The sequence below is a fragment of the Dermabacter sp. Marseille-Q3180 genome, assembly GCF_940792985.1.
GTDB classification, from domain to species: domain Bacteria; phylum Actinomycetota; class Actinomycetes; order Actinomycetales; family Dermabacteraceae; genus Dermabacter; species Dermabacter vaginalis.
Map to the genome: position 1 here is coordinate 1,157,867 of NZ_CALNWU010000001.1, position 18,549 is coordinate 1,176,415.

14 protein-coding genes are annotated in these 18,549 nt (G+C 62.3%); 6 read left to right on the forward strand and 8 right to left on the reverse strand.

What is annotated here, in order from left to right; all coding sequences use genetic code 11:
- Positions 1 to 8: 8 nt before the first annotated feature.
- A complete protein-coding gene (locus NBW56_RS05225; RefSeq protein ID WP_250258240.1) occupies positions 9 to 2,051 on the forward strand; it encodes a hypothetical protein in 2,043 nt (680 codons plus the stop codon).
- On the opposite strand, the gene NBW56_RS05230 is transcribed toward NBW56_RS05225, so the two are convergent.
- The 6 genes from NBW56_RS05230 to NBW56_RS05255 all read right to left on the reverse strand — a co-directional run bounded on the left by NBW56_RS05230 (position 1,990) and on the right by NBW56_RS05255 (position 7,778).
- Entirely contained in the window at positions 1,990 to 2,958 is a 969-nt protein-coding gene (locus NBW56_RS05230; protein WP_250258241.1) for a glycosyltransferase, read from the reverse strand. The two genes, NBW56_RS05225 and NBW56_RS05230, sit on opposite strands and share 62 nt — an antisense overlap.
- Complete coding sequence (locus NBW56_RS05235) at positions 2,955 to 3,779, reverse strand: DUF5926 family protein (protein WP_065248496.1); 825 nt, start codon at positions 3,777 to 3,779, stop codon at positions 2,955 to 2,957. Before NBW56_RS05235 ends, NBW56_RS05230 begins: the two co-directional genes overlap by 4 nt.
- Positions 3,780 to 3,788: 9 nt before the next feature.
- Complete coding sequence (locus tag NBW56_RS05240; RefSeq protein ID WP_250258242.1) at positions 3,789 to 4,040, reverse strand: acetyltransferase; 252 nt, start codon at positions 4,038 to 4,040, stop codon at positions 3,789 to 3,791.
- The gene (locus NBW56_RS05245; protein ID WP_250258243.1) at positions 4,037 to 5,356 is read right to left on the reverse strand and encodes a uracil-xanthine permease family protein; all 1,320 of its coding nucleotides are present in this window, start codon (positions 5,354 to 5,356) and stop codon (positions 4,037 to 4,039) included. The genes NBW56_RS05240 and NBW56_RS05245 overlap by 4 nt, the downstream gene beginning before the upstream one ends.
- Before the next feature lie 27 nt (positions 5,357 to 5,383).
- Positions 5,384 to 7,129: a DUF7937 domain-containing protein gene (locus NBW56_RS05250; protein ID WP_250258244.1), complete on the reverse strand. Its 1,746-nt coding sequence runs from the start codon at positions 7,127 to 7,129 to the stop codon at positions 5,384 to 5,386.
- Positions 7,130 to 7,289: 160 nt separating this feature from the next.
- Complete coding sequence (locus tag NBW56_RS05255; protein ID WP_250258245.1) at positions 7,290 to 7,778, reverse strand: flavin reductase family protein; 489 nt, start codon at positions 7,776 to 7,778, stop codon at positions 7,290 to 7,292.
- A gap of 172 nt (positions 7,779 to 7,950) precedes the next feature.
- Between NBW56_RS05255 and NBW56_RS05260 the strand changes: the two genes are divergently transcribed.
- A complete protein-coding gene (locus tag NBW56_RS05260) occupies positions 7,951 to 9,597 on the forward strand; it encodes an ABC transporter substrate-binding protein (protein WP_250258246.1) in 1,647 nt (548 codons plus the stop codon).
- Here the strand turns inward: NBW56_RS05260 and NBW56_RS05265 are convergent.
- Entirely contained in the window at positions 9,594 to 10,337 is a 744-nt protein-coding gene (locus tag NBW56_RS05265) for a FadR/GntR family transcriptional regulator (RefSeq protein WP_250258247.1), read from the reverse strand. The two genes, NBW56_RS05260 and NBW56_RS05265, sit on opposite strands and share 4 nt — an antisense overlap.
- Positions 10,338 to 10,492: 155 nt before the next feature.
- Between NBW56_RS05265 and NBW56_RS05270 the strand changes: the two genes are divergently transcribed.
- From NBW56_RS05270 to NBW56_RS05285, 4 genes are all read left to right on the forward strand, one after another.
- On the forward strand, positions 10,493 to 12,112 hold the full coding sequence (locus NBW56_RS05270; protein ID WP_250258248.1) for an ABC transporter substrate-binding protein: 1,620 nt from the start codon (positions 10,493 to 10,495) through the stop codon (positions 12,110 to 12,112).
- 102 nt (positions 12,113 to 12,214) lie between these two features.
- Complete coding sequence (locus tag NBW56_RS05275) at positions 12,215 to 13,180, forward strand: ABC transporter permease (protein WP_065248508.1); 966 nt, start codon at positions 12,215 to 12,217, stop codon at positions 13,178 to 13,180.
- Entirely contained in the window at positions 13,180 to 15,228 is a 2,049-nt protein-coding gene (locus NBW56_RS05280) for a dipeptide/oligopeptide/nickel ABC transporter permease/ATP-binding protein (RefSeq protein ID WP_250258249.1), read from the forward strand. The genes NBW56_RS05275 and NBW56_RS05280 overlap by 1 nt, the downstream gene beginning before the upstream one ends.
- Positions 15,225 to 16,064, forward strand: a complete 840-nt coding sequence (locus NBW56_RS05285; RefSeq protein WP_153246499.1) for an ABC transporter ATP-binding protein — start codon at positions 15,225 to 15,227, stop codon at positions 16,062 to 16,064. The genes NBW56_RS05280 and NBW56_RS05285 overlap by 4 nt, the downstream gene beginning before the upstream one ends.
- Before the next feature lie 55 nt (positions 16,065 to 16,119).
- On the opposite strand, the gene NBW56_RS05290 is transcribed toward NBW56_RS05285, so the two are convergent.
- Positions 16,120 to 18,357 (reverse strand): exo-alpha-sialidase, encoded by a 2,238-nt coding sequence (locus tag NBW56_RS05290; RefSeq protein WP_349815705.1) that lies wholly within the window; start codon positions 18,355 to 18,357, stop codon positions 16,120 to 16,122.
- Positions 18,358 to 18,549 lie beyond the last annotated feature (192 nt).

Consider the following 18,549-nt stretch of genomic DNA (forward strand, 5'->3'; position numbering starts at 1 on the left):
GTACGGGTATGCGCATGATCGCTACGCTTGAGTCCATGCACGAGATCTCTCATGCGCGTACACGCGTCGCTGGCGCGGGCCTCATCGCCGCCTGCCTCGCGCTTCTCGCCGCGCTCATCCTTGCCCCGTCCCTCCACTGGGGCGGTCTGCGCAAAGATGCGACACCACCGATCGACCGGGTGCACACGCTCTACGTCACGAGCGGTCTCACGTGGGCAGACATCACGAAAGAGGACACTCCTGCCCTGTGGTGCTTCGCCGAAAATTCTGGCGCCGCGGGCCTCGCGCTTTCGAGCGAATCGGTCATGCCCACCAAGCGGCAGGGCCTCGAAACCCTTGCGACGGGCGCCCGCACCCCGGCACTCGGGGATACAGATGCAGCGGGAAGGGGCGGCAGTCCGGGTGGGAAGGAATGGTCCGACGCCACCTCCGCGCTCGCCGAAGCCGGCATTTCACTCGTCGATCTCGGCGATGTGGCAACGGGCAAGGACGTCAGCAGGTTCGCGCACGAACGCAGTGTGCGCAGAATCGATGCGGCATTCGCGAAGTACGCGGGCGAGTGTGGCGAGCGCGGGGTGGCACTCGCGAGCATCGGCTCCCTCAACCCCTCCTCCGAGCAGGCCTACGAGGTTGAGCACACGCGTGGCTACGATGCTCTCCCCATCCCTCTCAACCTGCAGGTCTACATCGATTCACGCTGGGGGCCGGCATTCCTCACGAGCCCTTCGACGCGTCAGGTTGGCGTGGTCATGAACCTTGATCTCGCGGCGAGCCTCACGGACACGGGGCAAGTCGGCATGGGCCGAGCTGCCGTCGGAACCGCCACTCACAAAGGCACACAGCTCGCGCACGCGCGTGAAGTCACCTTCGCCTCCCGCACCACCGAGGATGCCCTCGCCCCACTGCTCGGTGCACTCATCACGGTCCTGCTGATCGCGGGGGTTCTCGCGCGGCGCGTCCCGGCGGCACGGCACATCGCCAGCGTGGGCCTCCTCGCGATCCCCGTGGGCTACACGTCGAGCATTCTCCCGCTCAGTACCCTCGTTAACCTCGGCATTCATCCTCTTTTCGCGATCGCAGCGTGGACGATCTTCGGCACAGCTGCGCTTGGCGCGGGCCTCACTTTCGGCGTACGCCTACTCGCCTCGGCGCTCCCCGAACACAGTCGCCGCCTCCTCACGTCCGGTCTCGCCGCGCTCATGACCGTGGCCGCGATTGTGCTTGATGCCGCGCTCGGCTCTCACGCGAGCTTCACGTCGCTGCTTGGCAATCAGCCCATCTATGCTGGCCGCTTCTACGGCCTGAGCAACCACATCACGGGCATTACCCTCGCGGCGTGGGCCCTCGGAGTGGGCATGCTCATCCACGCACTTCCGGCCTTCACCACCGGCAGACGACCAGGCCTTGCGCGCGTGCTGTTCGTGGGCGGCACGGGTGCCCTCGTGGGGTTCTGTTCGATCGCCCCGGGGATGGGGGCCGACGCCGGAAGCGCCCTCATCTACGCTCCCGTGACACTCGTCGCCTGCCTCGCCCTCAGCGGCATTCGACTCCGCCCGTGGCACGTTCTCGCGGCGCTCGCGGCGGGCACAGGGGTGTTTGCCTTCGCGGGCGCTCTCGACTACATGCGCCCCGCCTCCTCGCGCACGCATCTGGGCGAATTCGTGGCGACGCTTGTGGAGAAAGGCTCCCCCGCGGGCGCCGCTTCACAGTTCTGGGCAGTGTTCGCGGATCGCACATCACGCATGCTCGAACCGCTCACGCTCTATTCACCACTTCTCATGGTCCCGCCCGTGCTCATTGCGCTCGCACTCACCTACGGCGCGGTACGCAGGGGCTCTCTCGCGCACGAACTCCCCTACCTCTATCGACTTCGCCTCGCTGCCGTGGCTGGCGCATGGATCGGAGCGCTCACGAACGACACGGGCCTCGTGCTCGTGGGTCTCGCCTACGTGGTGGGCGTCGCGCTGAGCCTCACGGCTCGCGCGTCACTTAGTGCTCGGGCTCCTCGCGAGGCTCGTCCACCGGCTCCACCGACTCCTCAGAAGCTCTGACCTGCGCGTTCTTCTCGATCGAGGGAACCGCAAAATGTTTCACAGGGGGCTTCTCCACGATCTCGGGCGCCTCGGGACGCTCACCCGTGAGTGTGCGCACCGGCCCCTCCTCGCCAAGTGGATCATTCGGCGAAAGAGACCGCCGCTTCGAGAGCGCACGCATGACGTCTTTGAGCTGGCTCGCACGGTGAAGCTGCGAGCGAAGGTCCTTGCCGGTCGCACGGTGCGTAAGGTCGGCAGGGATCTCTTTCACCCAGAACCCCTTGTGGAGGGCGTCGATCGTGAGGCCCGTTTCCACGCCCCAACCGTCGGCGAGGGGCTGCACCGCATCCCATGTTTCGCGCGTAATGCAGCGCGTGCCACTCAGCGGCTGCACGGTCTCAAAACCCGTGGCCTTACGGATGCCATTGCGCGCCGTTTTCACAACGAGGCCCATGCCCGCGGCGCCTTCTTGTGCGGGGAGGATCGCGATCGCCATGTCCACGTTGCCCTCGAGCACCGCATCCACGAGCGGCTGCGCACCGCTGGCGGATTCCTGCATGTCAGCATCGATAAACAGCAGCGCGCGTGCCGACTCATTTATTGGCGACGGCTCGCCGCCCTCGTTCCTTTGCTCGGCGTGCTCGGTTTCCTCACGCATGTGCACGACGCGCGCGCCGGTCGCCATAGCCGCGGCCTTGCCGCGATTGCTGCGGTGGCGCACCACGACCGCCCCGGCGCCCTTCGCCAAGGCCGCCGTCGCATCCGAGGAACCGTCGTCGACAACGACAACGAGGTCGACGCCGCGGATAGTAAGCGAGGCGGCAACGGTCTTTTCGATACGTTCGGCCTCGTCCTTCGCGGGGATCACGACAGCGGCTCGCGTGGGCCGCGCTTCCCCGAACGTCGCGGCGTCGACGCTGCTCATCGCAGGGTCACCTCACGTGCGACAATTCCGCCGCGCGCGCGACGCTCGAGAGCCGTAAGCGGCTCCTCGCTCGAAAGCGCCGCTTCGAAACGCTTGAGGAACTCGGGAACCTCATTTTCCACGCCCTCGACGCCGAAGCCCTTCGGCAGGTCCCATACGGGAATCGTGAGGCCATCAGCACGGAACGAGCCCACGTAGCGCGTGCCCTCGCCGATACCCGACTGACGCTTCGCGTGCAGGCGCGCAACCGCGTCGATCACGCGGTCTTCGCTTTCGTCGAGAACCCAACGCAGATGCTCCTTGGGGCCCGCATCGACCCAATACGCGTGCGGCAATCCGCCCACGGCCGCCGTCGGCATGATCGCCTCGTTGGCCTGCTCGAGGCCCTGCTCGATCTGCTCGGTGCGCTCCGCACCGGCGCCGAGCCAGTACTCGAACGAGTCGTGCACGTCGACCGTGTAGTTCTCCTCAATGACGAGGATGTCCTGAAGCCGGGGTGAATCCTCCGCAACCTTCACGGTCGTCACTGCCGTTCCGGGCTCCGAATCAAGCGCCTGCTTGAGCGCTGCACCGAGACCGCGCGAAGTGTCATTACCGGGAACGCTCGCCTGCATCCCGAGCATGACGGTGCCGTTATCGCGCTTGATCGCAGCCCAGTTCATGGGGAGGATCGTGGCGATCACGGCATCGCCACCGCCAAACTCGGGGGCAATCTTCGCCTCGAGGGTCGCCGATGGGATGAGTTGGCGCATCGCCACGAGATCGTGTTCGGCGATGAGGCCTTCAAACGGACGGCGAACGAGAGTAGTGCTAGAAGTCATGGCCCAAGTCTAGCGAGGTGGCGGGGGAACCTCCCGAACGGCCACGATCAACACGCGAGGAATCCTCGCGTATCCACGTTTCGTGTGGATAGTGACCGTTTCCTCGTCGGTTTCGACAACGTAGCCGAGAGCGTCCGCAACCTTTTCTCGACCTGCATGCGTGCGCGGGTCGAGCGCGTAGCGGGCCGTCACGCGCGTCCCCGGAGTGAGGATCGGCGCCCAGCCCGTACGCACTCTCTTGGGCGGTTGCCCGGCAGTCATCGCGCAGAAGTGGCTTCCACCGTCGCTGAGCGAGCGTCGGAATCCTCCTGCACCTCGGTGCCCGTGACCTTCCCGATCACCGTCATGAGGTGATAGATCACGAGCGCCGCAAGGGTGCCGAGCGCGATGCCGTTGAAGGTGATGCCGGCGTCCTTAGGGCCGAACGTCCACGTCACGTTTGCGATGCCCACGACGAGCGCGACGCCCGCCGTCATCTGGTTGCGCGGCCGCGAGAAATCCACGCGACCGTCAACCCACATGCGCACGCCCACGATGCCGATGAGACCGTAGAGCACGAACGTGACGCCGCCGAGCACGCCCGCCGGAATGGAGAAGATGAGCTGGCCGATCTTCGGTGACATCGACAGGGCAATCGCGGCGATGCCCGCGACCCAGTACGCAGCGGTTGAGTACACGCGAGTCGCGCTCATGACGCCGATGTTCTCGCCGTAGGTGGTGGTGGGCGAACCACCGAACGTTGCCGAGAGGGCCGTCGCGATGCCGTCAGAGAAGAGGGTGCGGCCCACCATGTGGTCGAGATCCTCGCCGGTCATCGACCCCACCGACGTCACGTGGCCCACGTTCTCCGCGATGAGCACGAGGATCACCGGCAGGAACATCGGGAGAACCGAGAGATCGAAGTGCGGGTGGTGGAACTCGGGAAGACCGATCCACGGCGCCTCATAGAAGGCAGTGAGATCAACCTCGCCGCGCGCGCGGGCGAACAGGTAGCCCACAAGGACGCCGAGGAGAACGGAGACGCGCCCGAGGATGCCCTTGAAGAGCGCCGTGCACAGGACGATCGCGAAAAGCGTCACCGTCGCGGTAAGGGCCGATTGCTGGAAGTTTTTGTAGGCCGTGGGCGCGAGATTGAAGCCGATCAGGGCGACGATGGCACCCATGACGACGGGCGGCATGAGTGCGGCGATCCATCGTGTGCCGACGAACTGCACGATCACGCCAACGAGGGCGAGCGCGAGGCCCGTGAGGAGCACGGCGCCGAGGGCGGTGCCCATATCGTGCGCTTTCGTTGCCGCAACGATCGGGGCGATGAACGCAAACGAGCTTCCCAGGTAACTCGGGACTCGATTACGCGTAATGACGAGGAACAGGATCGTGCCGAGGCCCGAGAAAAGAAGGGTCGTGGACGGCGGGAATCCCGTCAGGAGCGGAACGAGGAATGTTGCGCCGAACATCGCAATGACGTGCTGGGCGCCAATCCCAATCGTGACCGGCCATGCGAGTCGTTCGGAAGGAGGAACGACTTTCCCTGGCTCAACGGTGAGCCCATTTCCATGAATTTTCCACAGTGGCATGGCGGCCTTTCTTTTTGGGGATAGGGGTTACGACTCCTTGGCGGGGTCGAGATCAGGGGCGGCGGGGGTGAGAGCCTCGGGGGAAACGCTCGCGGGGAAGCGGTGCGTCCGACGCCGGGCTTCGGACACATCGGGGAGGAAAACTGTGGCGCCAGCTACGCCGTTAATACGGGCGCGGAACTGAGCGAAGGTGCGCTCGAGATCTGGCGCGCCGTACTCATCACGCATGGGCGCGGGAACCGTAATCATCAAGGCAGCGGTGATGCCCGCAACGAGGCCAAGTCCACCGTTTGTCAGGCCGGCAGCGGCCCCCGTGATAACCGAGAACACGACCACTCCGAGGAAACCGATAAGCGTGAGGGCCACACCGATGGACACCGCGTTTCCACGCGCTTTGACGGCACTCTTTCGCACGAGGGCCTTGCGACCGAAGTGTGAGAGGAGCGCGAGCAGAGCAACGAGGATGAGTTGAAGGATCACGAGGCCCGAGCCCCCGCGCGCGTCGTACCCCACGAGAACCGCGATGAAATACACGAGCACGGCTGCGAAGGCCACGATGTGCATCGTGCGGGAAAACTCGAACGTGCGGGCGGCATACATGAGCCAGTCCACGCGCTTGAAATTGAGTGTGCTCGAGCGCACATAGGGGCGTGAAATGAGAAGCCCGAAGGCCGCGAGCGCAAACGGGAGCCACACGTAAGAGGTGGAGAAGCTTCCCGGCGCCGCGTATTCGAGGCGCAGAGAGTTGTCGGCAGCCGCGCCCACAACCATCGCTGCCGCCGCACCCACGAGGAACACGTAGTGCGAGGGGCGCTCATTGAGCTTCGGGTTCGCAATGAAGAGGCCTAGTGCGAGAGAGCCAAGAGAGTTGGAGAAGGTGACGAGCGCGAACGCCGGGTCACCGTTGATCGCCTTGCCCACCATCATGACGAGCGAGAGCACGAAGCTCGCGATGAGCAGCACGCGCAGGAGGAGGATCCATCGCGCGGCGCGTCTCTTCGCGGCATCGCTCGGAACGTGTCCTTCGAAACCGCGTCGCTCGGACCCCATCACCGCGCCCATGAGCAGGAGTGCAACCGAAACGCCAACGCCTACGCGCGGCCCATTCGGCAAAGGCATGAGGAGATCGGGAATCGAGGCAATAAGGTCGTAGCCGAGAGCACCGATCGAGGCCACAAACGCGGGAAGCATGCCTACCCGGCGCACGATCCCGAGGTAGCCGAACTGCTCGGGCCTTTGGGGTTCCGCGTCCTTCATATAGGCGGGAACCCACCGCAGGAGGTACACGGCGAGGATGGTCGCGATGCCGACTCCCGCCGCGACTGCCGGAATCCACGCGGGAAGCGCGTCAGGGGCGTGTGTGTAGGTGGTCGTGAAACTCGAACCGAAAGCGAGCACAACAATGACGTCGCGTAGGGCGTCCCAGCCGCTCAAGTCGCTGAATTGCGGGGGAAGCTGCACGGAGCGCTGCCTCGGCGCCGCCGGAGGCGTGGCGCCCGAGCGCGCATAATCGTTCTCCTCTGATGGCGAAGGCGCCGCGATTTCGGCCGTCTCCGTCACTGGCTCCTTCGGCGCCAGGCCCGGAGCAAAGTAATTCTCAGCCTCGCCCTCGAGGTTCGCTCGCTGCATTCTCAGGCGCGCGAAATCATCGCTATCGGGAAGCTTTTCTGTGGGGAGGGTGCCCGGTTCGGGAACAAAGATCCAGTCCTCGGCGGGATCTGCTCCCGCCTGGACGCGATCATCACGGTTCTCCGGTACCTGATCCTTCGCCATGAGCTCCCTCGTTTGTGTCGCGCGGCATGCCGATGCGGGGAAGCGCCTTCGAAGCAAGCACGGCAGGAACGCGCGCGTATCGCGAACATTGTAGAGGCGAGAAGGGCGCTCAGTGCGGCCGTTTCGCCTCGCGTGTCGAGAATCTCTTCAGGGCACCGTTTTACAGGCCCGAGTAGCGCCTCGAGAATCGTACAAGCGCAGAGCGCGCCGGCCCCTGCCACGCCTCACGAACGCGACACACGAAAAGCGTGTGCGTTGCGGCTTCGTGTGACGATTCAACCGCGAGACTGAAGGTCGCAAGCGATCCATCAATATGAGCGTTGTCCCACGCATCCCGCTGATGGGCGACTCCTTCGAGCATCCCTTGAAGTGGGAGGCCCGGCTCACCAAAGCGCTCGGCGAGCCCCTGCTGCTCGGCGCCAAGTACGCTCAGCGCGCACACTCCCGTCTCGTCAAGCGCCTCCGCGGCGCGCGAAAGCGAATACAGGCTCACCGCCATCGTGGGCGGGTCATACGACACGTCAAGGAACGAATCGATCGGCGTCACGAGATCCCATCGCCCCACGCGCATGCTCACGAGTGCGATCGCCGAGGCGATGTCCTCACTCAGTCGGCGATACTTCTCGACATCCACGCCGCTACCGTCCATGGCCTCCTCCTCATACCTCTCCGTCGCGATGGTGTGCAGGCAAGCGTCGGACCCTGCCCTTACGTGCGAGCGTAGCGCCCGCGCTCCCACGTGCCCGTGACTGCCTCGCCCCCGTCACACACCACACTCGCACCTCCACCACCGACTCTGCACACCTATTACTCTGGAGACCATGACCGGACCCGCACGCACCACCAGCCGGCGCGCCTTTCTTACGGCAGGCGCCTCTCTCGGCGCACTTGCCCTCGCGACTACCGCCGCGGGCTGCCAAAGCTCGCCTAACCCGGACCACCTCTCGGTCGCGGAGAAGTTCAATCTCCCCGTCCCCACAGGGCACCTCGACGTTATTCTCAGCGCGCCACTCGGAAGTGACGGCCTCAGCCCGTTCACGACCCGCTCCCTCCAGAACACCGCTGCACTGTGGCACGTGTATGAGGGCCTCGCCATCATGGACCCAACGACCGGCACAACAAAGCCGGGCCTCTCGCAAAAGCTTTTCGATCCCGCCGACGTCGTCATCGATGTGTTCCTTCGCGACGGCGCCATCTTTCACGACGGCATGCCCGTAACCCCCGCCGATGTGATCTACTCTTTCGAGGCCGCACTCGACGACAACAACCATTTTCCGCACCGTGAGCTTCTCGATTTCTTCGACCACGCCGTCCAGGTGGCCGACAATATCGTCCAGCTCCGCTTCAAGTACTCCACGCCCGAGATCAACGAGCGCCTCTCCCTCGTCAAAATCATCCCCGAGGGCACCGACCCTTCCACGCTTCTTGAGGCGCCCAACGGCACCGGCCCATGGCGCATCAGTAAGCGGGACACCGCGGGCGGGACGCTCACTTTTGAAGCATTTGACCAGTACTCGGGAGTGTTCCCGGCGCTCTACGAAACCATGACCTGGCACATCGAGCACAGCGAATCCGCGATTGCTGACGCGGTCATGGACGGCAGTATGCAGGTGGCTCTTCCCGTGCCCCCAACGAAATACCGCGAACTTGCAAAAAGCCCCCGGGTCAAAAACGGTACGCTCCACCTCGCCTCCCAACCGAGCAGGGCCGCCGTGTACGCGATGTTCAACCATGATGAGGGCCGGCCATTTTCTGCAATCGAAGCTCGACGCGCCTTCATGAAGGCTTTCGACTCTCAAGAATGCGCGAAGAAGGTGTTCGCCGAGCACGTCGATCCGGTCACGAGCCCCATGTACCCCGGGACCCCAAAATTTAAGCCCGCCTCACGTGCCTACACACACGATCCTCACGAAGCGCGCGAGCTCTTTGCGCGCGCGGAGATCAGCACGCTTCGCTTGCTCGCGAGCAACGAGCCCTGGACCCGCGCCGTCGCCGAGTTCCTCAAGAGCAATCTCAAGGAGGCCGGGATCGAAACCGAACTCGAGATCCTCCCCTGGTGGGATGCCGTGAAGCGCATGGAGGAGGATTCCGACGGCTGGGACGCCTCCCTCGTATCCCTCGATCCGGCGTTTACGGGCTTCCATCCCGACACGCTGCTGCGCTCCCTCTATGCTTCACCTTTCTGGGCCGATTCCCGCCTGCGCCTCGGCGAGAGTGAACTTCTCGCCGAAATTCGCGACGTGCTCGACCGAAGTACGCGCCTTGACTTGGTGGGTGACGACCTCCAGCGGGCATGGCAAAAATTGATGAATCGAATTGCCACCGAGCTTCCCCTGTATCCACTCATGTGGTTGCGCGCGCTGAGCGCAATCGACACCGCCAAGGTCGCCGACCTCCCCGACACTCGCTCCCTGGGCTTCATCGCTTCGACGGCGACGCCGCCCTCGCAGATGGAGAAGAAGCGCTAGTTGGCGGCGACCTCGAGAAGGCGCCTGAGCGGGCGGTAATGCTCAATGACCGCTTCGCGGTAGGCGGCCGCATCGCCAGCAACGAGCGCATCAATGATCGCATCGTGGGCGTTCACCGTGTCACTGATGTCCTTGGCTTGCGGCAACCCGGCAGCAGGAACAGCTACCGTGTGAATCCGCCAGAAAGCCATGCCTAGCTGCTGCATCATGTGATTGCTTGTCGCCGCGAGTAGATCGGAGTGGAACGCCTCGTCACACGAAGCAAAGCCTCGACCGGCCTCGACACACTCGCGCATGTTCTTCACGTGCTCTCGAAGCTTCGGCTGCGAGGAACCGCGGTATACCTCAATGAGCTCATCGGTGAGCGCAAGGTCAAGAGCCATGCGCACCTCCACAACTTCACGCAACGTGCTCAGATCGTCTTTCGCATTGAGGCGGGCACGAAAAAGAACGGCTTCAATCATGGGGGCGAACGACAGCTCACCCACGCTCATGCCACGTCCGTGCTGAATAGAAACAATATCGAGCGACTGAAGCGTGCGCAGGGCCTCGCGCACGCTCGAGCGAGAAACACCCAAAGTGCCCTGAAGCGATGCCTCCGTCGGGAGCGGATCCCCCGGGCGTAGGTGGTGCTCGAGGATGTACTCCTTGATCGCGTCGACCGTTGCGTTACTCGCGGTCCGGCGCTTGCTTAGCCGTTCATGATTCTCGGGCGCGAGCCCCATGGATTCTTCGGCCACGATCTGCCTTTCTCATGCTCCGAGCTTCCAGTATCGCCACCTCGGCAACATTGACAAAGTCTCGACGGTGCTCTTATGCTAACAGCAAGTCATCAGACGTCTGATGTCTCCATGTGGGGAGCGTTCCCCTAATCCCCCTTTGCAAAGGAGCAAAAGTGAGTAACTCACGCACTGTCTCTCGCCGCACAGTCCTCAAGACGGGTGCTTTCTCGGCCGGCGCCGCGGGCCTCGTCGCTGCCATTTCGGCATGCGCCCCCTCCGATAAAAAGTCCGGTGGTTCCGGCGGTGCAGGTGGCAACGCTGGTTCAGCGAATGAAGACGGCACGATCAAGGCCTCGATTTCCTACGAGCTCGGCACCAACGGTTACGACCCGATGACGACGACCTCGGCACTTACGATCGCGGCTAACTGGCACACCCTCGAGGGCCTCACAGAACTCGATCCAGCGACCGGCGAGGTGTACCCCGCGCTCGCGTCCGAGCTACCGAAGGGTGACAACACCACCGTCGATATCGAACTCCGCAAGGACGCTAAGTTCCATGACGGCTCCCCCGTGACCCCCGCGGACGTCGTGTTCTCGTTCGAGCGCGTGCTCGACCCCGCGAATAACTCGCTCTACTCGCAGTTCATTTCCTTCATCGACTCCGTTAAAGAAAACGGCGACAACGGCGTGAGTATCGCCCTCAAGCACCCCGTCGGCCCGCTTGCCGAGCGCCTCGCGGTCGTCAAAGTCGTTCCGAAGGCTGCCGTCGAGAAAGATGCCAAAGGTTTCGATGCCAATCCCATCGGTACCGGCGCATGGAAGATGACCGATAACGGCGCCGCTTCGAAGATCGTAAAATTCGAGCGCAATGACGACTACACGGGTCAAAAGCCCGCGCGCGCCAAGACCATGGAGTGGCAGGTCATCCCCGACGCCGCGACTCGCACCAACTCGCTCCAGTCGGGCGACGTTCAGGCAATTGACTCGGTACCCTACCTCTCGATCGACGCCCTAAATTCCGTCGCGACCGTCGAATCCGTTCAGGGCTTCGGCCTCCTGTTCGCGATGTTCAACAACACCGAAGGCAACCCCTTCGCGGACGTCAAGAACCGCCAGGCCTTCCTCTACGCGATCGACATGGACAAGGTCATCGAGACCGGCCTTGCCGGGCAGGCAACCGCAGCCACATGCTTCGTGGATAAGGAGAATCCGGCTTACAAGGAAGCCGCGACCGTGTACACGCACGATGTTGACAAGGCTAAGCAGCTCTTCGGCGAAACGGGCCTCACCGAGTTCCGCATGCTGTGCACCGATCACGACTGGGTCCAGCAGGTCACGCCGATCATCCAAGAATCCCTCAAGGCGACCGGCGTCACCGTCCACTTCGAGCAGAAGCAGTCCGCGGAGGTGTACACCTCGATCGACGGCAAACCTGACGCCTTCGACGTCGTGATCGCCCCCGGCGACCCGTCAGTGTTCGGCTCCGATGCTGACCTCCTCATGCGCTGGTGGTACGCAGGCGACACATGGACGGATTCGCGCATGCATTGGAAGGGCAGCGAGGCTTACACGCAGCTTCAGGAGCTCCTCGACCAGGGCATTCAGGCGACTGAGGAAGCCGCCCAGCTCGAGGCGTGGCATGCAGCATTTGATCTCATCTCGAACGAGGTTCCGCTCTATCCGCTGTTCCACCGCAAGACCCCGACCGCGTACAACGCCGACACGCTCATCGACTTCAAGCCCATTTCGCTCACGGGCCTAAGCTTCATCGACGTCGGCACGACCCTCTAATCGAGGTTCTTCCCTCAACGCCGGGAGGCGAGGCGTTTCCACTGCCCCTCGCCTCCCGGTCACCACGCCAAAGATGGCGCTCACTCTTAAGGACAAAGTCGCATGGCTCAATTCGCAAGACTCATTGGCCGAAGGCTCATTTCCCTGCCCTTCATGGTTGTCGGCGTTGCACTGCTCGTTTTTATCGTCATGAGCTTTTCAAACGTCGACCCGGCTCGTCTCGCACTCGGCGAAGCAGCATCGCAGGAAGCCCTCGCGCAATACCGCGAGGCACACGGCCTCAACGACCCGCTCCTCGTGAGGTTCTTCTCGTTCCTTGGCGGACTCGTCACTGGCGATCTCGGAACGTCCTCGGGTGGCGTCCCCGTGACACAGATGGTGGCTGAAGCCTTTCCGCGCACCCTCGAGCTCACTTTCCTCAGCCTCATCATCGCGGTCATTCTTTCCTTCACGCTCGGTGTGCTCGCCGCGCTCTATCGCGATACCTTCGTTGACCAGGTCATCCGCGTACTCTCGATCGCTTCGCTCGCGACCCCGAGCTTCTGGCTTGCAATCCTCCTCATCCAGTGGCTCGGCGACATCCCCGGAGGCTGGGGATTTTTCCCTGCGCTCGTCTCCGGGTGGACATCATTCGCTGACGATCCGCAGCAGTACCTCTTAAACATGACGCTCCCGGCAATCGCGGGTGCCGTTCCCGTGGCGGGATCTCTCACGCGCGTTGTGCGCACCTCAATGGTGGAAGAATTGGACCGCGACTACGTACGCACCGCCATCGGCGCAGGCATCCCCTACCCGATCGTCATTTCTCGCAATGTACTCCGCAACGCTCTCATCACTCCAGTGACCGTCCTTGGTCTTCGCGTGGGTTACCTCATGGGCGGCGCGGTCATCATCGAAATCATCTTCAATATCCAGGCGATGGGCAAGCTCATTCTCGACGGCATCCAGCGCAACGATGTGTACCTCGTGCAAGGTGTCACTCTGACCGTGGCTATCGCGTTCATCGTTATCAACCTGCTCGTCGACATCCTCTACGTGCTCATCAACCCGCGGATTAGGAGCATCTGATGCGACCGAATCTTGACGCAAAACTCCACCGCTCTTCGGGCGGCACCCTCAAAGCACTCAAGGGCCTCAAGCCCATGAACGTGCTCGCGGCGGCGTTTCTCGCGATCCTTATCCTCGCGGCGATTCTCGCCCCCGTGATCGCACACCATGATCCACTCGCGACGGGCACGCCCGTGCAGCCGCCAAGTGGAGAGCACCTCTTTGGCACTGACCAGATTGGGCGCGATGTGTTTGCAAGGGTCATCTACGGATCCCGCTCGTCTCTCATTATCGGTCTGAGCGCGACAGCACTCGCTCTTCTCGTCGCGGCAGTCCTCGGCTCGTTCGCAGCGACGGCTCACAAATGGGCGTCCGAAGTTCTCATGCGGTGCCTCGACGTGGTCATGTCGATCCCCGGCATCGCGCTTGCCGCTGTGTTCGTCGCAGCATTCGGCAACTCGCTTCCCGTTCTCATCATGGCAATCGGCTTCCTCTACGTGCCTCAGCTCGCGCGAGTCGTGCGCGCGAATGTCCTCTCGCAATTCGGCGAGGACTACGTGAACGCCTCGAAAGTCATGGGCGCGGGGGTTCCCTGGATCCTCATCAAGCACGTGGCACGCAACTGCCTTGCACCAATCCTCGTGTTCGCCACCGTCCTCGTTGCCGACGCGATCGTGCTCGAGGCCTCGCTGAGCTTCATCAACGCGGGCGTGCAGCCGCCGGACCCTTCGTGGGGCAACATCCTCGCGCAAGGAAAGCAGCTACTTCTTTCCGGTTACTGGTGGCCCACATTCTTCCCCGGCCTCATGATCCTCGTTACCGTTCTGAGTCTCAACATCCTCTCTGAGGGGATGACCGACGCGTTCGCCTCGCCTCGCGTGAAAACCGTTGTCGATGTTGACGCCGACGAGAAGAAAGCCCAGGCCGCGCCGGAGGCGAGCCTCAACACGCTTGGGCTCATCGATCCCCAGCAGGCCCGCGCGACCCTCCTCGAATCGCTCGATAAGCTCCACGTCAAGGAGAGCGCGCGCAAAGACCGTCTCGTATACGCGGGTGACCCTGAAGCGGAGCCACTCCTCGACGTGCGCGACTTACGCGTCTCGTTCCCAAATGCCCACGGCGATGTCGACATTGTTGACGGCGTCAACTTTACGATTCGCCCGGGCGAGACCATGGGGCTCGTGGGTGAATCGGGCTCGGGTAAATCGGTCACCTCCATGGCAATCATGGGGCTTTTGCCAAAGACCGCGCGGGTGCGCGGAACCGCGACACTCGAGGGAAAAAACCTCCTCGACATGAACACTCGCCAGCTCAATGAGATGCGCGGACGCGAGATGGCGATGATCTATCAAGACGCACTCAGTTCGCTCAACCCGTCAATGCTCATTAAGAGCCAGATGGCGCAGCTCACCAAGCGCGGAGGCACGCGAAGCGCGGAAGAACTACTCGAGCTCGTGGGCCTCGACCCAAAGCGCATGCTCAAGAGCTACCCGCACGAACTTTCAGGAGGCCAGCGTCAGCGCGTCCTTATCGCTATGGCCCTGACTCGAGATCCGAAGCTCGTGATTGCTGATGAACCGACGACCGCACTCGATGTCACCGTGCAGAAGCAAGTAGTGGAACTCCTCAACAAGTTGCGAGAAGAACTCGGCTTCGCCATGCTCTTCGTGAGCCACGACCTCGCACTGGTTGCACAACTCGCCCACAAGATCACGGTGATGTATGCGGGTCAGGTCGTCGAGCAGGGAACCACGACGGAAGTTCTTACGGATCCGCGACACGAGTACACGCAGGGCCTTCTCGGCTCTGTTCTCTCCATCGAGGCGGGCGCTGATCGACTCCACCAGGTTCAGGGCACGGTGCCCTCACCCCGCGAGTTCGTTGCGGGAGACCGCTTCGCGCCTCGCTCCTCAACTCCAGAAATCGGACTCGCGGAGAAGCCGCGCCTGTGGGATGTTCCCGGCACTACTCATCGAGTCGCCTCAACCGTTGGACTTCCCGAATCCATCGTCGCCACCCGTTCCACGCGGGATGCGGCCACGAGCGCACACAAAGGTGATCAGGCATGAGCCACAGCGTCACATCACGAACAAACAACGGCTACCTCGCGCCGGACCTGCACGAACCGCCAGTCCTCGATCTTCAGGACATCCACGTCGTGCACACCCTGCGCACGGGATCGATTCTCAAGCCTGACACGATCCGCGCGGTTGATGGGATCAGCGTCCAGGTACGCCGGGGCGAAGTGATCGGCATCGTCGGCGAATCAGGGTCGGGAAAATCTACCCTCGCGAACGTCATGCTCGGCCTCCAACAGCCAACTAGCGGGAAGGTGCTGTTCAAGGGCAACGATCTTCGCCGCAGTCGCGCTGCTCGGCGCGAGCGGGGGCGGGCAATCTCGGTCGTGTTCCAGGATCCATCTACTGCTCTTAACCCGCGCATGATCGTCCAAGACACACTCATGGACCCCCTTCGCGTGCATGGGATCGGTACGGATCGTGAGCGGCTCGCGATGGTCAAGGAACTCATGCACCTCGTGGGCCTTCCGCAGTCAGCGCTCTCGGTTCTTCCGCGACAGATCTCGGGTGGCCAGCGTCAGCGTGTCGCTATCGCGCGTGCACTCGCACTCGAGCCCGACATCGTCATCGCCGATGAGCCGACCTCCGCCCTTGACGTGTCGGTCCGGGCGCAGGTTCTCAACCTCTTGACCGACCTCAAGAAGGAGCTTGGACTCGGCCTCGTGTTCATTTCTCACGACATCAACACGGTACGTTTCGTGTCGGATACGCTCCTTGTCATGAATCGCGGCAAGGTCGTTGAATCGGGCCCGAGCGAAGAAGTATTCCGAAACGCCACGGATCCGTACACGCAAACGCTGCTTGCGGCGGCCCCCGCACTTCTTTAGCCGTCGTGAAGTACACGAAAAGGCGGGAGGCCTCGAGGCCTCCCGCCTTTTTGCCCTAAGCCTTGAGGAGGGTACTAAGCGACTCCGTAAGCCATGCAAGCGGGATTTCCGTAAAAAAGAGCCCGTGCCATTCGCGCTCCCACAGGAGCCCGAGATTGCCGTTCTGCAGCTGGGTCATCGACTGGTACACGTAGTGGCGTGGGTTGAAAACGCGATTATGCGGCCACGTTCGTGCACCGTCAAAACTGAGCCGGAGCGTGCCACATCCGCGGAAAGGCAAGAGTTCGCTCGCGTTGGCAAAAACCACCGCTGCTTCGCCTCCCACCTCAATTCGCACAGCATTGGGTTGGCTAAAGATTTCGGTGAGCTGCGGATCATACGAAACCGCCGACCACGTCTCACCCCCATCGGTGCTTCGCGAAACCGCGACTCTCCCGGAAGCATGCTGGTTACGCGCGAACACCACGAGATCGCCTCCTTCAACCTCCACGATGCTCGACTCATAAAGTGACGCTTCGCGGTTTCCGCGCCATTCGCGTGTGTCATTAGGAGAACCACCGAGACGCCACGTGCCTCCTGCGTTATCGCTCAGGAGTGCGGCACAGGCAAACGACGAGCCGGATTCATCGCTGTAATACACGGGCATGACAAGACGCCCGGCATAAGGCCCGTTTTCTATGCACACACCCGTGCCAGGCGAAGCGCCGAGGAACGGCATCCACGGCTCCTTTACTTGAGGATTCAGATCGATGGGATCGCTCCAGCTCTCACCGTCATCCTCACTGACAACCATCCACAAATAACTCGTGGGGACAGCGGTGAGTGGTGGTGCTGCCGGATCCCCCCGGAACATTTCGACGTGCCCAAGTTCAGTTTCACCGTTGCGCAAGCTACCGTCGGGATCGAGCACGAACTCCGTTAATTTCCCCGACTCCGTGCGGACTCGGCCATCGCTGCCCACAGCGTACTCTCGGCCTTCCCGGTCGAGCAGAACTCTCTCGCCGTTGCCCGTAAAGCCCGAACCCGCCACTGCGTTCAGCTGTCCGATCGCACCCGGAAAATGATCAACGAGCGCGATAATCCGCCCACTCTCGCGATGTTCGACGAGAACAGGGTCGGTTGCTGAGGCCCCCGTCAAGCCACTACCCACGGAGCGAACGACGGTCTGAAGTGGCCCCCACGAGCGCCCACCATCGGTGCTGCGTCGGATGACAAAGTTAATATGATTCGGGCTGTCGTTCGGGATGCTCGTGCGCTGATCAGCGCCCGCGATAAGAGTTCCCTTGCTGGTCGTGAGCAGTGCGGGGATGCGGTAGCTCTGGGCACCGTCGTAGCCAAGGTCGACAATCGCGCGCGTCGTCAAAGGATCGACACCGGCGAGACGTTTGACGTGGCGATCGGAGAGTACGCGGTCGTAGATCATCGCACTTTGCGCTTCTCCGAAAAGGCGAGCACCGTCGAGGTCTTGCCCGACCGAGACGCGATCAACATGTGCGACGTCACCGAAGAAGCACACTCCTGCGGTTCGCGCGACCTGGAAACCGTCGATGTAAAGCGCGCTCGCACCATAGCCTGTCGTGACGACGAGGTCGTGCCAGTGACCGTCGTCCCATTGTCCGTGTGCCTCAAGCTCGCACAGCTTCTCGCCAGCGACGATGACACGATATACGATACTTCCACGCTCGATTGAAAGTGAGAGATTTCCATCTTCTCCGCGCGCTTCAAGAATTGTTCCTGCTTGGTGCTTTCCACGCACACGGAATCGCGAACGAATCGTGCCTTTTGAGAGCTTTCCTACGCATTTAGCGTCACGCGACGAAAGGTGCGATGCCGCAAATTCAACGTACGGTGAGACAGCCGGGGCGTTCGCGAGGATTTCTCTCGGATCGAGCTCTCGATTGTCGTCTTGAACTTCGTGCACCTGGGGATCTCCGGGCTGGTTAACTACGGTCTCGGCGTCGGTTGAGCTCGGCCACGCGAGGGTTGAGGTCGAGCAGAAAGACTCGTATCCATCGAGATACAGGGTCGTTCCACACGCCGTTCTCGTGAGAGCAAGGGAATGCACTTCTCCATCATCTACATGGTCGGCATCTTCAGCGTCGAGACTGCGCTTGTGACCGTCTCGTTCAATGTGCGCAACAAGATGGCCATTTTCAACAGCAACTTCTAGTCGTGCCTCTTCGGTGCTACGGGACATCAGAGTGCCGTTTCCACGTGCAGTAAACGTGATGTGAAGGCTCGCTTCACTCTCAACCGTCGCGTCTTTCACCTTTGAACAAGACGCCGTTTCCATGATCCCTCTCCATCCTCTTTCCAAGCTTTCTCACCAACCACCATGAAATCGCGTGAATCTCACGGCGAGTGCGGTCAAAGACCCCGACCTTCTTGACGGAGCACTCCCCTCACTCTAGTCTGTTGTCAGACATCAGACATCCGACGTCTGGTTTTATGAGTTGGTCCGCCGGCAAGGACGCGGCGGAACCTC